The organism is Paenibacillus sp. JNUCC 34, from assembly GCF_058269055.1.
In genome coordinates, this window is the sequence record NZ_CM177770.1 from 1960024 (window position 1) to 1973312 (window position 13289).

The window sequence follows — 13289 nt, forward strand, 5'->3', positions numbered from 1 at the left end:
ATACATGAAACTCACCCTCGGTCATTTCTGACCAGGGTGACCAATTCATGTGACATATAGAATCTTGACCGAGAGGTAGGGTATGGTAATCTATATATGTCACATTGAGAGGAGAGATCAACCGATGAACCACAAGGCGTTCGAAGGACCGTATCAGGGAGAGAAAGCCGTATGGCTACAGTTCGGTCCATATGAGGCCGTTATTTTGCCGGAAATTGGGGGGAACCTGATTGCTTTTCGCGATAAGGAAAGCGGTTACCGATTCCTGAGGGAGCCTGCCGAGTCAGAGATGGGACAATTCAAGGACAATCCAGGAGTACACGGTATACCTGTGCTGTTCCCGCCGAACCGTTATGAGGATGGAAAGTTTCCGTGGAACGGACAAACATATCAATTCCCGGTAAATGAAGAGGCTACGGGTAATCACCTGCACGGTTTTTTACATACTATTCCTTGGACTGTGGAGGAGTTTGGAACGACCCCATCAGAAAGTTATGTTGCTGTGAGTGTGAAGATCGAAGAAGAGCATCCGGTGTTTACGATGCTGCCACATAAGTTTACCTTCCGGCTCCGCTACTCCTTGAGTGCTGACGGATTATCACAGCAGGTATTCATCCGCAATAATGGAGATAACGTGATGCCTTGCCTTTTGGCATTCCATACGGCAGTGAACGCACCGTTTTCGGAAGGAAGCACTTCAGATGACTGTAAGGTGAAATTCACGATTGGCCAGCGCTGGGAATTGAATGAACGAATGCTGCCGACAGGTAAGTATCAAGCTTTGACGGCAGAAGAGGAGCAGATGCGTGGAGAAGGGGTTAGTCCTTATTTTGAAGAGATGGACAATCACTACACAGCAGTTCCACAAAATGGCCGAAACCGTATGGAGCTGACGGATTCCAAGATCGGAAAGACCTTGGTTTACGATGTCGGCACTTCGTATAAGCAGTGGATGATTTGGAACAACAAAGCTTGCAAACAGTATTTCTGTCCGGAGCCTCAGGTCAATTTAGTCAATGCACCATATGTGGATCTCCCAAGTGATGAAATTGGACTGTTCAGTCTCGCACCAGATGAAATATGGGAAGAGACATCCCGGTTGTATGTAAAGTAGAATCACGCTCAATATAAAAGCGTATGGAATCCCGCGTCTTAAGCAGAGATCCCATACGCTTTTTTGTTGTTACACAGATCGTTCCAGCGACTTGGTACGGTTGGCTCTTCTTTTCCTTAAGCGGTCCGGTATGGCAAAGAACAGGGCAAACATGACAATAAACAGGGCGAGTGCGAACAATTCTTCCACAAGGATATAAAAAGGGTGCGGTCCCAGCAAATCCAGAATAGATGGTGTGGATGGCTTGCTCATCAGATACATGTAATTGGAACCCAACGCAAGATTGAATAGTCCCACAACAAGTGCGGCAGCATTCAGGAACACCATAGTCCAGCCAATGGACTTCCAGTTAGGGCGATATCCTCGTATCCACGTCATATATAAGGGTGCAATAATGATCGCGAGATGGGCCACAAAGAAATGGAAAAATCGGAAATGCGGAAATGGATAATCAAGGCTTGGGGTGAGTACCGCCTGAAGTGCACCGCCAATGCCAGCAAAGTATACTAACGGATATATTTTACGGCTGCCAGTTATCAGCATGATTGCGGAAAGTAACATCGTCAGGCTGCATAGCTCTAGCGGAAGGGATGTGGTGCGGTCCCATATGCCGCTCGATACATACCATAATTGAAGGCTAATTTCAGGCAGCAGCAGCGCTGCAATGAGGACCCATTTCAGGGTGGATTGAACAGCGGGTCTTGACGAGATTACTCTTCGGCAAAAGAATAGAGTCAAGATCAGCACAAGTAGTAAGCCAAGAATAATCCAATGTTCTGTAGAGAAAGCCTTGAAAGCATGTGGATAATTTGGATCAAATAACGATTTGATGGAGAGACCTCCCTTGGAGTACGGGTGATGAACTTTTTCTTTATATGAATATTACCATGAATTGAAAAAATTGAGCTTAAAATCATTAAAATTAATAACGTCTCAATGTACATTCGAATTAATGCCAGTTGAAGCGTTGTGCGTGTGGAGCTCCAGAATGTTCCGGATAACGTACTCGGCTAGCAGGAATAGAGTGGCGATCGTAGCGAAAATACCGACGGTATAGCTGTCTACATAGGGGACACCGAACCCGTAATGCAAAATTGACGTGTACAAATGGATGAACATATTCGTAAAGCAGAACGCAAAGCTTCGAACGGCCCATTTTTGATGCCGAACGATCTGTTTCTTCTTGATTTTCACGATCGCTGCGATCGTCATCGCCAGCCAGACCATGCTTAATAGATTAAACGCGATGCTCGTTATTCTTCCTCCGGTCGAGTACGGCGCCATGTAACCGGAGGTCACGACGACAACGACGACGCACAATAAATACAGGTAGCCATTTATGCGATGCCACGTTCGAAATTTCCGGAGAAATCGTTTGGAAAAGTTAACGATTCCAAGTACCATGGCGATACAGGCGAGAATGGCATGGACTCGCATGACTTTTAACCAGGCCTCGACGTCGGGCGGACGCCTCGTATCGCTTTTGCTGCTTAGAAACGTGGATGCATTCGGGTCGCGAAAAAAATACATATACACGATGTAAAAAATAAACACAAATGCGGCAATAGCCACGACCCCGTACAGCTTCTTATTCTTGCTCATCCTTCGCTAACCTCTTTCTAATTGAGTTTGATTTAAAAAACCGTACCGTTCGGTTTCTTTTTTCGATCATATACCGATTCGTGCTATAATTTATTCGTCAAATGTTACAAAATAAGGACGAGTTTCTGACGAGTTACGGCAAGGGGGACGTTCCATGCGCAAAGGAGAAAAAACACGACTCCATATCATCCAGAAGTCCGCGGAGCTTTTTAACCAAAAGGGAGTCTCAGGATCGTCGATACAAGATATTATCGAAACGACAGGCGTTACCAAAGGAGGAATCTACCGAAGCTTTTCCGGCAAAGACGAGATTGCTTTGGAGGCATTTGCTTATGCGTGCGAGTTAGTAGGGTGTCACTTTAATCAGGCAATAGAGAATGTTCCTACCGCAGCGGGCAAAATCCTCGCTTTCTGCAACGTCTACAACGATCCTGTTCACAATCCTCCGTTAAAAGGCGGCTGCCCGTTCCTGATCAGCGCAGTGGAGAGTGACCATTCAACCCCGGTTCTTCGGGAGCCTACGGTCGCTTCTTTCGATCGCATGCTTGCGTTCATTCGCGAAATTTTGCAAATGGGGGTAGAGTGTGGAGAATTTCGATCGGATCTGGATACCGAATCGGTCGCTTCATTCATTTTATCCGCGATGCAAGGCGGAATTATGATCAGCAGATTGACAAAGGAGAATAAGCATGCTTTATATACAATCCGTCATATCGAACAACTCTTAACGGCATACAGCACGAAAAAATCGGATAACGAAGCCTAATCAAGCACTGCAGCCAGGGTTTTAAAATGACGATTGCCGGGAGAATGTGAGCTTCTTTAGGGGATAAACCCCATAACGCATAGGAGGGCATGTATGGTCAGCGATTCAGTTAATCGGAAAAAATCTCTAAAGAAAAGCAGAACGCTGCGATTTCTTCTTATGCTGGTAATCATTCTGTTCATATATGTCATGGTCACAGCCTATTCTATCTTGTCCTTTGGACAGAAGACAAACCTTGTTCAAGCCGATGCAGCTATAGTCCTGGGTGCAGGCATTGTTAACGGAGAGCCTTCGCCTGTCTTGAAGGGGAGAATTGACCATGCTATTAAGCTGTACAATACTGGAAATGTGAAGAAGTTGATTTTCACGGGAGGCAGTAGAGGAGAAGGCGAGATTAGCGAGGCGGAAGCCGCGCAAGCATATGCAATTCGTCACGGAGTGAAGTCCGAGGATATCTTCGTCGAAACAACCTCCACCATTACCGAAGAAAATATGCAAAATGCTAAAATCGTCGCAGAACGGGAAGGAATCACCTCCTTCTTGATCGTCAGCGACCCGCTTCATATGAAACGAGCAATGCTTATGGCGGATGACCTGAATCTGGATGCCCATTCATCACCTGCTGTCAACAGTGCCTATAAAAGCTGGAGTACCAAGCTACCATTTTTGCTTCGAGAAGTATTTTTATATGTTGGTTATCAAGCGGTTTCGCCGTTTCGTTAACATAAGAACTATGCGAAAGACAAAGGGAGCGTCCCAGGTCAATGGACCTTATGGGACACCCCCTTCATCTAGCAAGGGACTATGTAACAGGCTGTTTGACCCCCGCCATGAGTCGTTTGAGCGGTTCTTGCTTTCTTCTTGGAATACGAAGAATTTTTGAGGACGGTGCCTTTTCGCCAAAAAAAACAATTCCCTGTTCGACATCCGTAGCTTTGTCTACATTAACGTAGCAGTTTCCGCCAACATTAAAGAATTGTTTTCCGGATAAAAGCGAGGTGATTTGTTCGGCAGTCATTCTTTTTTTTATATTATAATTTCTGCCGTGAAAGCTGACCAACCCGTGGGTTCCGGTTTTAAAGAACAGAATGTCCGTCTCGACCACGAAGTCCTCATACACATTTCTGGATTCTGGTGCGCACCTCATCATTCTGATTCCCCCTTATTTAATTATCATTTTTTTGATAACGCTTACATTCTAACATGTTTTCCGCGTGCATAAAAGGGATTTTTAAAATTTAACAAAAAAGTACCCTATGCCTTTGACAGCATAGGGTACTTTTGAATATTACTCCGCTGAAGATTTACCCGTCTCACTAGCGGATTTATCTTCTTTCTTTTCAATACTGTTCGTAATCTTCGCTTTGTCTTTCAATTCTTGGATATACGCACCGGACTGTTCGTTCACTTTCGAAGAAACGAGCTGTTTGCGAATCTCCTCTTTTTTATCTTCAAACGTTGGATTCGTTGCTTCTTTGCGGTCAGTCACTTTAATGACGTGGTATCCAAAGGAGCTTTTTACCGGTTCAGTGGTAATTTCACCCTTTTTCAGCTTAAAGGCTGCATCTTCAAAGTCTTTATCCATACCGGAGTCGCGTGCAAAGAAATCAAGGTCGCCCCCGGTTTCCTTCGTAGCGTCTTGGTTTTTCTCTTTGGCAATGGCCGCAAAGTCGGCACCATCTTGCAGTTGCTTAATGATCTTCTGGGCTTCCTCTTTCGTCTCGACAAGAATATGGGAAGCACGAACTTCCTCAGGTGTAGCAAAGCTGTCTTTATATTGGTCGTAAACTTCCTTTGCCTCTTCATCTGTCACTTTTGCTTTGTCGCCCATCAGTTGAGTCAACTCAAGCTGCATTTTGGTCTGGTCTTTCAGTAAGTCCATTGTCAATCCACTGGAGCTCATAGCTGTATTGAAATCTTCTTCCGATGGGAACATGCTTTTTATGGATTCGATTTCTTCATTAATTTGAGCATCTGTGATCTTGATGGATTTCTTGTCGAGCTCCTGTTTGAGCAGCTCCTCAGTGATGAGAGAATCCAAGGTTTGCTCTCCACCAGCCTTAACAAGTGAGTCGTACAATTCATCTTTTGTAATGTTGACATTATTTACGGTGGCCACTGCTTTTTTGCCGTTATTCTTGGCAAATGGATTCACGATCAGGACGACAATCAGTGCGGCCGCCAATAGCAGGGATGCGATCATCCAGCCTTTGCCTCCGCTTCCGTTTCCTGATGCCGGGGGTTCGTTTATATCACCACTGTCAGGTGTAAGAGATTCTGCAGATTCGGATGGTTGGACCGCTACATCATCCAGTGGAATAAGTTCGTCCCGAGCAGGTTCCGAATCAGAAATTTCTTCGGAATGATTGTCTGAATCAGGCGTTTCCAGCAGAGTTTCATTCTCATCAGGTGTGACAGGATCTGGCGTTACGTTCGGGTTCGGATCCTGGGCTTGTCCCATATCATCCTCTGGACGTTCGCTGTTCGTTGGCTGTAGATCATCATTTTCTTTCATTAAAATCATTGACTCCCTTCAACTACTTCTAATAATGAGTTGTTATTATCTTTTATCACTTTACCAGATAAACAAATGGCTTACCTTAAGAAATGATAAAAATATTGAAGATATAAACCAACATTTAGGAAGTATAGATTTTATAGCATTAGTATTTCGCTCAGTAATGAGATAAATGTATGGAAGATCTTTGAGGGAGCGGAAACGAATAGACTTAATGCCGGCATTTTCATATAATGAAATTAACTAAAAAACGACTTTTGTTGATTAGCCCCCGGGAGGTGTTTCATGCTGTTAGACCAGCATAGCATTTCCGGGGTTGTTGTATGTTGAAAGTACAAAGGATACCCATCATGAAAGGATGATCCATCATATGAACCAACCTGAAAAAATCAAACTGACTTCTTATTCTTCTAAAGGGGGATGCGGCTGTAAAATTGGACCTGCTGATCTGGCACAAGTGATTCGCACACTTCCGCCTGCAGAACCAAATCCGAATTTGCTGGTAGGTTTGGATACAAGTGATGATGCAGGTGTATATCGTTTGACGGATGATCTCGCTATGGTGCAGACCGTCGACTTCTTTACTCCGATCGTTGATGATCCGTATTCGTTTGGTCAGGTTGCAGCAGCGAACGCCATCAGTGATATTTACGCAATGGGCGGAAAACCGCTGACAGCGTTAAATATTGTAGCATTTCCGATCTCTACACTGGACAAGCAAGTTCTCTCCGATATATTGCGCGGAGCGGGAGATAAGTTGAAAGAAGCCGGCGTTACCCTTGTCGGAGGACACTCCATTGATGACAAAGAGCCGAAATTCGGCTTGGCTGTTACCGGTATCGTTCATCCTGACAAGGTTCGGACTAACGCTGGCGCGAAGCCTGGAGACGTGCTTATCCTTACCAAGCCGATCGGTGTAGGTATTTTGACAAGCTCTATTAAAAAGGATCTGCTTAGTGAAGAAGAGATTACCCGGGTGACTTCAGTTATGGCAGGGCTCAACAAGACAGCCGCTGAAATCATGGACCGTTATAATGTGCATTCTTGTACAGACGTAACAGGTTTCGGTCTGATGGGACATTCACTTGAAATGGCAAAAGGCAGCGGAGTAGGTATTACGATCGTAAAAGATCAGGTGCCTGTGTTACCACGTGTCCGAGAGATGGCCGAAGCTGGAGTAATTCCAGGTGGTACGAAAAATAACCATGATCACGTCAGTGATTCTGTTGACTTCCCTGAACAGATGGACCAAGTAGACCGCTGGATTTTGTGTGATGCAGTAACTTCAGGAGGTCTGCTGATTGCGATTGAAGAAAGCGAAGCAGGAAAGTTGCTTCAGGAACTTTTGGATGCAGGTGTTGAAGCAGGTTTGATCGGACGTGTAACGAGCGATCACCCGGGAAGAATTATTGTCGAATAACAACCAGAGTGGTCCCGCTTGGATAAAAGGAGTGTACGGATATGTTTCAAGACATCAGTGTGGAGGAACTGCTTGAACTTCAGAGCAGTAAAAAAATCAGTCTGATCGATGTTAGATCTCCATCGGAGTTCAAGGAGTCAACTATACCAGGCAGCAGTAATATCCCGGTATTTAATGACGAGGAAAGAGCAGAGATAGGAACCCTGTATAAACAGGTTAGTGTCGATGCAGCCAAAGACCGCGGTCTGGAAATCATGTCTGCTAAGCTTCCGGCATTTGTAAGGGCATTTAAGGATATTGAAGGCAACAAGGCAGTATTCTGCTGGAGAGGCGGTATGCGCAGCCGGACAGCAGCTACCGTGCTTTCTCTGATGGATGTACATGTGTACCGATTGCAAGGCGGGATTAAAGCATACCGTAAGCTGGTTGTCGAAACATTGGAGCAGGCGAAACTCGATTCGGAAGCATTCGTGCTTCACGGATTCACGGGAACTGGTAAGACCGCTGTTTTGCAACAACTACAGCAGGAAGGGTATCCGGTCATTGACCTGGAAGGTTTATCGGGTCACCGTGGATCGATCTTTGGACATATCGGCCTCAGCTCCCGCAATCAGAAGACATTTGACTCTCTACTGCTTGAACGGTTAAAAGAAGTCGCTGGATCACCATATGTTCTTATTGAAGCGGAAAGCAAACGGGTCGGTAAGGTTGTTATCCCGGATTTCCTTATGGAGAAGAAGGAGGCCGGTACGGCAATCGTAATGGATATGCCTATAGAAGAACGTGTCTCGCAGATTATGAAGGATTATCGTCCGGCCGAATTCAAAGATGAATATGTGGAGGCCTTCAAGCGGATCAAAGAGCGGATCCATACACCTGTCGCCGCAGAGATTGGACGCTGTCTTGCCGAAGACCGGTATCCCGAAGCTATACAATTGCTGCTGACACATTATTATGATCCGAAGTATGATCATTCTTTCCGTCATTATGACGAGAACAAACAGATTGTCCTGCATGTCGGCAGCATCGAAGAAGGGGTGCAGGCAGTTAAACATATTTTGGATGGGCGGTTCTGATTCATCATCGATGTGAGCACATCTCCGACTATCGACTACATATAAAGGGGGATATGACGTGATATCCTATGTCATCGTCATTGCTTTAGCGTTAATCGGAGGTGTAGCTACTGTCATGGTAGGCTTATCTCAGGAAAACAAGAAGTCTAACCCGAAATATGAGCGCAGGACGAAAACGAACATGGTGAGACTTGTACTGCTCTATGTCCTTGCTTTGGCCGCATTTGTGACCATCTGGGTTATATACAATTGAACATCAAGTGAAAAAAGGTATTGGCTTTAAACCAATACCTTTTTCATTGTTGCCTGTTGTAATTATTCAATTAGCTCTAATGGCTTCAATAATTTTTCTTTTCGTCTCTGCTAACTTAGTCTCTTCTTCAATATGATTGTCTTCATCTTCTGTAAAAAAATCGGCAAATAGTATTGAGCTGTTTCTTCTTTTTTAAGCTCTTATTCTTTCGTTATACTCGTAAAACGATTTGGAGAAGCGGTTATCACTGTACCATCTGAGAAGGATACGGTTTTTTCAGAATCAGTCATGTTATAGACCACATAGGTTTTATGCCCGTTTTTATCAAAAACAGCATACAGCGGATAGTCTGAGGTAATGTCCGGGTCTTGGGTACCTAAGGCGTCTAGATTGTGAATCCAGTGATACGCGTTTGCCTTTGAATTACCTTGCTCCGGTACCATGGAACTCGCTTGAGCAGCGAACATATTTGCAGCTTCCGTAGGGTTTGAAATAGCTAAGTACATATACACGAGATCTTCCCATGCATTGAAGTCCGTTCCCTTGTTTTCATCAACCATAGTTTCATAATTCCTACTGGCATAGGCAGGGTACTGGGTCAGATATAGAGAAGAACCCGTGATTGGCAGCCAGTTCACTCCGTGAACCACTTCCGGATTGGCAGTCCACATCGTTGAATCTCCGGTCGTTTTACCACCCCAGATGATGCTCGCGTTAGATCGTGTAAAGCTGGAAGAATGATTCGTGCCAGCCGTATCAAACCAGTATTCATTTATAGCATTCATTTCTGTTGTATATAAATAAATGCCGAGATCACGGGTATCTGTATCTCCGGTTGCTTCTCCCCACAAAATAAGCGCTGCCCAGGCGTTCATAGTCTCAGCAGAGGAGCCGTTGTTGTTCCCGTCACCGAATCTGCCATGACCTGAAGACCAGGAATGTCCTGCATAGGGATCAAAGCTGCGAAGGAACGGGAACAGTGGGTCGTTCCTATCCATGCTCGCAATATCCCGAATCAGCATTTGTATCATGGGACCGTAATGACTATCGCTGGCCCAGTTTTTGTCCGTTCTTGCGATTTCAGCGGCTGCTTTCAAAAAATATCCGTAGTGAACGTGATGATCATTCAGTTCTATATTCGTACCGTAACTTGCGGGATAACCAATGAGTGTGCCCCACTGGCTGTTGTAATAGAACAACTCGGAGGGATTTGGATTACCCGAGATATCGCTGGCTTTTAACCAATCCTCCAAACGTGACCTGATTTCACTGCGAAACCGTTCTGCGGCTTTCGTATCTCCTATTTGTTCAGCGATCGGTACAAGAGCTGTCAGCTTGCCAAGATGCTTTCCGACCGAATAGGTGTCAGGAGCACCGTAATAGTCTTCATCTTTGGCTTCCTCTATATATTGAGCGAGCTTGTCCCGGTCGTAGGAACCTTTGTCCGGCAGGGAGGGAAGCACACCTGTAAACTTCATTTTTGTTTGAAAAGAGCTGCCTTCACCCGTCTTCATTTGGCCGCGAACCGATGGATATATGTATGGAAGAAGATATGTGCTGGATAAATGTTTCCATTGGTGTGGGTACAAGGCGAAAATGGTCCCATCTTGGCTCCCTTCTTTCGGTTCCGTATCATATGTATACGTCGTTGTGACCTCACTGGTTGAAGGGTCATAATTCCAACTGACCTTGGTATCTGTAACATGTGAATAAGCGTATTGCCTGTATTTTTCAAGGATTGCAGGTTTGTTATCCGGTAATGCGGCAATAGAGAAGTAGTCCTTGCCATGAAGCGAATTGGTGAGCTTACGGCTGCCAATACCACTCCAAGTACTGCCTGTCGGTCCGAAAAGCCCGTAATGGGCACCATCAATGGTTATTCCTATAGCTGAACTGGACGCATTTCCGTACCAGACTTCTGGTGTGGAGTGGAATGAAATTTGCGGATCTCCGTCTGTATAAGTGAAATATACGAATGGCGAACCGTGACCATATGTAACCTGCATTGACTTCGTCCCGGACTTGTACTCAGCTCTGACAAACCAATCGTTATATTCATCGACCTTGGCATCCGGAAAGGTGGCTGAACCTGAATGTCCGACCGTAAAATCACGAGTATCGTCCATCATGCCCGAGATCGCAGCGCTGTCTGCCCATATTCGCGGGCTCGGATTAAAAATTTGTATGCCGCTTTCCTCGTTCTTTATAGCAAGAGGATGGGGGTATTGAGCTTCCGAATAGGTATCCCATGCAAGGCTACTCCACCAATCATTCGTAGGCATTTTACCAGTCACCCTGGATGTTTTGTAAATGCCCTGCTGAGCTTCAGCGGCTCCAGGCGGAAGAACAGTAGTATAAGATCCGGCTCCGGCAGGCACTTCTCCTGTGTCTGCATGGGCGGGAGCGGTTAATGAAACACATATAACTGCTCCTAAAGCGACAGTGATCCAGCGTTTGTATTGCATATAAACCTCCTAAAAAAGTTTTTCGATGAAATTGGTGATAATAATTAGATTATTACGGAAAAACTAAACATATTGGAAAGAGCTGTACAACAGCTGGGGAACATGATAGTATCTTGTTTCTGGTCCACATTATAAATGAGACATGGATAAGGAGATGGCATTATGAGTCACAACCGTACATATTCTAATACCCGAATCAGACGGTTTTGGATCTTATCTTTTCTTTCGTTTCTTGCTTTTGCGGGAGTAGCAGCAATGGTTGTGTTAGATAGAGTTTTCTGGTTCGACTCCTTTTTCATAGAGCTTGTCCGTGGATTTGAACAGCCCGTGATAACGGATATCGCCAAAGGCTTCTCATACATTGGTTCCACAGTTCCCATTATAGTGATTTGTGCCGTCGTATCTGTCTTGTTGTATGCGTTGCGGCTTCGTAGAGAAATAATACTCTTCTTTACTGTAGTATTGGGATCTCAAATCTTGAATATGGTATTGAAAATGTCATTTCGCCGAATAAGACCCGATATAAACCGTTTGGTAGAAGAAACTGGATATAGTTTTCCGAGCGGACATTCAATGGCCGCTTTTGCATTGTACGGGATATTGACCTATTTGCTGTGGAAGCATTTAGATACCGTAATACGCAGAGTTTTTGTTCTGATTTTATTCAGTGTGATGATTTTGGGCATAGGACTAAGCCGAATTTATCTGGGAGTTCACTACCCAAGTGATGTGATTGGTGGGTATTTGGTAAGTTGTTCATGGTTAATGTTCTCTATCGGTATGTACGAGTCTCTAAAAAGCCGAATTGCATAACATTGGAACTTAAAGGGTAATTACTTCGTATATGAGATGGGTTACTGCAATAAACAGTACTTATCTATTATACATGAATAGTGATCATAGAAATATGTTAAGGAGGGCTTCCGATGGCCTTCGGTGCAAGAATGTTTAAGACGGGCTTAGCTGTAACTTTGGCCCTCTACCTGACGATGCTGCTCGGCATTACCTCGCCGGTCGGTGCTGCGATCGCAGCGATATTTGCAATGCAGCCTTCAATTTATCGATCTTGGAAGTATTTCCTTGACCAATTGCAGACCAGCACACTTGGGGCTATTATCGCGATGCTTGGAGGATATTTTCTTACCAATAAACCTATCTCCGTAGGACTTGTGTGTATTCTGGTCATTATGATCTGTATTAAATTGAATATGGGAGAGACGATCGGTCTGACCCTGGTCACAGTTATTTCGGTTATGGAAGCATCCGGACAGTGGGATTTTGCCATAAATCGGTTCTTCCTAACGCTCATTGGTATCGTTTCAGCATTTCTGATTAATATATTGGTCTTTCCCCCGAAACCGAGAGAGCAATATTTCAAGCAAATCAACAGCGTATTCGGCAAAATGTCACTGCTGCTCCGAACTGCTATTTCCCACGAAATTAAGGACTCCGTTTACCGGGATGAATTGAACAGTCTGGAAGGGACGATTAAATCTCTGGCTGACAAGTACAATTTGTTTGAGGAAGAGCAGAAAAAAATGAAGCGTGCAAAATTCAGCCACTCCAGACAGCTTGTTGTGTATAAGCACTTGCTAAGCTCGCTCCAAAAAGGGTATGAAGTGCTTAACGCCGTGGAGAATCACTATTTTCAGGTTCAGCGTAGTGAGGAAATCGATGTGCAGTTTGATGCGAATCTCGAACGGCTGATCAAATTCCATGAGCATATATTGTGGAAGTTTGAAGATATACTGAAGCCTAATGGGGATGAGGCCGAATGTATGGCAGAAAAGAACGAGGCTTTTATGGATCAGGTGATATGTGGGGCGGGTATGCAGCCCGGGGGATTCCGGTTGACGATTGTTGCAGCGGCAATGTATGACTATGGCCATACGTTAGAGCGGTTAAACAGAGTTGCGGATCACATCAGCCGTTTCGTGGAGGATAAGGATAACAACGGAGGAATACTGGCCTGGCTCAAGAAATAAGAGTAAAGACGTCGTTATACGAATCATAATGAAGTGCGATTATATAAATAAACAGGCGGGCACAGTAAAGTCCAGCCTGTTTGTTTATAA

13 protein-coding genes are annotated in these 13289 nt (G+C 44.8%); 8 read left to right on the forward strand and 5 right to left on the reverse strand.

All coding sequences use genetic code 11. The features are described from left to right. The first annotated feature begins 124 nt into the window (after positions 1–124). Positions 125–1114, forward strand: a complete 990-nt coding sequence (locus tag AC2TF5_RS09225; RefSeq protein ID WP_491301877.1) for an aldose 1-epimerase — start codon at positions 125–127, stop codon at positions 1112–1114. Positions 1115–1183: 69 nt separating this feature from the next. Here AC2TF5_RS09225 and AC2TF5_RS09230 read toward each other — a convergent pair whose 3' ends face one another. Together AC2TF5_RS09230 and AC2TF5_RS09235 are read right to left on the reverse strand one after the other, a co-directional pair. Further along, positions 1184–1861, reverse strand: coding sequence for a YwaF family protein (locus AC2TF5_RS09230; protein WP_491301878.1), 678 nt, complete (start codon positions 1859–1861; stop codon positions 1184–1186). 186 nt (positions 1862–2047) lie between these two features. After that, positions 2048–2716 (reverse strand): DUF2306 domain-containing protein, encoded by a 669-nt coding sequence (locus tag AC2TF5_RS09235; RefSeq protein ID WP_491301879.1) that lies wholly within the window; start codon positions 2714–2716, stop codon positions 2048–2050. 154 nt (positions 2717–2870) lie between these two features. Here AC2TF5_RS09235 and AC2TF5_RS09240 point away from each other — a divergent pair, with 154 nt between their 5' ends. Beyond that, a complete protein-coding gene (locus AC2TF5_RS09240) occupies positions 2871–3482 on the forward strand; it encodes a TetR/AcrR family transcriptional regulator (protein WP_491301880.1) in 612 nt (203 codons plus the stop codon). 93 nt (positions 3483–3575) lie between these two features. Continuing rightward, a complete protein-coding gene (locus AC2TF5_RS09245; RefSeq protein ID WP_491301881.1) occupies positions 3576–4205 on the forward strand; it encodes a YdcF family protein in 630 nt (209 codons plus the stop codon). A 79-nt stretch (positions 4206–4284) separates the two neighbouring features. Here the strand turns inward: AC2TF5_RS09245 and AC2TF5_RS09250 are convergent, their stop codons facing one another. Both AC2TF5_RS09250 and AC2TF5_RS09255 read right to left on the reverse strand, forming a co-directional pair. Next, positions 4285–4632 (reverse strand): LytTR family DNA-binding domain-containing protein, encoded by a 348-nt coding sequence (locus tag AC2TF5_RS09250; protein WP_208918779.1) that lies wholly within the window; start codon positions 4630–4632, stop codon positions 4285–4287. Positions 4633–4770: 138 nt separating this feature from the next. Continuing rightward, complete coding sequence (locus tag AC2TF5_RS09255) at positions 4771–5997, reverse strand: peptidyl-prolyl cis-trans isomerase (RefSeq protein ID WP_491301882.1); 1227 nt, start codon at positions 5995–5997, stop codon at positions 4771–4773. Between the two features lie 373 nt (positions 5998–6370). On the opposite strand from AC2TF5_RS09255, the gene selD reads away from it, so the two are divergent. Genes selD through AC2TF5_RS09270 form a run of 3 tightly spaced genes read left to right on the forward strand, consistent with a single transcriptional unit; the run spans position 6371 to position 8749 of the window. Continuing rightward, positions 6371–7420 (forward strand): selenide, water dikinase SelD, encoded by a 1050-nt coding sequence (gene selD / locus AC2TF5_RS09260; RefSeq protein ID WP_491301883.1) that lies wholly within the window; start codon positions 6371–6373, stop codon positions 7418–7420. Positions 7421–7461: 41 nt separating this feature from the next. Next, the gene (gene mnmH, locus AC2TF5_RS09265) at positions 7462–8496 is read left to right on the forward strand and encodes a tRNA 2-selenouridine(34) synthase MnmH (RefSeq protein ID WP_491301884.1); all 1035 of its coding nucleotides are present in this window, start codon (positions 7462–7464) and stop codon (positions 8494–8496) included. A 58-nt stretch (positions 8497–8554) separates the two neighbouring features. Next, a complete protein-coding gene (locus tag AC2TF5_RS09270; RefSeq protein ID WP_491301885.1) occupies positions 8555–8749 on the forward strand; it encodes a hypothetical protein in 195 nt (64 codons plus the stop codon). A 200-nt stretch (positions 8750–8949) separates the two neighbouring features. On the opposite strand, the gene AC2TF5_RS09275 is transcribed toward AC2TF5_RS09270, so the two are convergent. Next, entirely contained in the window at positions 8950–11214 is a 2265-nt protein-coding gene (locus tag AC2TF5_RS09275; RefSeq protein WP_491301886.1) for a glycosyl hydrolase, read from the reverse strand. Between the two features lie 162 nt (positions 11215–11376). On the opposite strand from AC2TF5_RS09275, the gene AC2TF5_RS09280 reads away from it, so the two are divergent. Further along, entirely contained in the window at positions 11377–12027 is a 651-nt protein-coding gene (locus AC2TF5_RS09280; protein ID WP_491301887.1) for a phosphatase PAP2 family protein, read from the forward strand. A gap of 113 nt (positions 12028–12140) precedes the next feature. After that, positions 12141–13199: an FUSC family protein gene (locus tag AC2TF5_RS09285; protein ID WP_491301888.1), complete on the forward strand. Its 1059-nt coding sequence runs from the start codon at positions 12141–12143 to the stop codon at positions 13197–13199. The last annotated feature ends 90 nt before the right edge of the window (positions 13200–13289 follow it).

Coding starts and splice junctions, on each gene's coding strand:
- AC2TF5_RS09225 (WP_491301877.1), top strand. CDS start 125: ATGAACCACAAGGCGTTCGAAGGACCGTATCAGGGAGAGAAAGCCGTA.
- AC2TF5_RS09235 (WP_491301879.1), bottom strand. CDS start 2,716: ATGAGCAAGAATAAGAAGCTGTACGGGGTCGTGGCTATTGCCGCATTT.
- AC2TF5_RS09240 (WP_491301880.1), top strand. CDS start 2,871: ATGCGCAAAGGAGAAAAAACACGACTCCATATCATCCAGAAGTCCGCG.
- AC2TF5_RS09245 (WP_491301881.1), top strand. CDS start 3,576: ATGGTCAGCGATTCAGTTAATCGGAAAAAATCTCTAAAGAAAAGCAGA.
- AC2TF5_RS09250 (WP_208918779.1), bottom strand. CDS start 4,632: ATGATGAGGTGCGCACCAGAATCCAGAAATGTGTATGAGGACTTCGTG.
- AC2TF5_RS09255 (WP_491301882.1), bottom strand. CDS start 5,997: ATGAAAGAAAATGATGATCTACAGCCAACGAACAGCGAACGTCCAGAG.
- selD (WP_491301883.1), top strand. CDS start 6,371: ATGAACCAACCTGAAAAAATCAAACTGACTTCTTATTCTTCTAAAGGG.
- mnmH (WP_491301884.1), top strand. CDS start 7,462: ATGTTTCAAGACATCAGTGTGGAGGAACTGCTTGAACTTCAGAGCAGT.
- AC2TF5_RS09275 (WP_491301886.1), bottom strand. CDS start 11,214: ATGCAATACAAACGCTGGATCACTGTCGCTTTAGGAGCAGTTATATGT.
- AC2TF5_RS09280 (WP_491301887.1), top strand. CDS start 11,377: ATGAGTCACAACCGTACATATTCTAATACCCGAATCAGACGGTTTTGG.
- AC2TF5_RS09285 (WP_491301888.1), top strand. CDS start 12,141: ATGGCCTTCGGTGCAAGAATGTTTAAGACGGGCTTAGCTGTAACTTTG.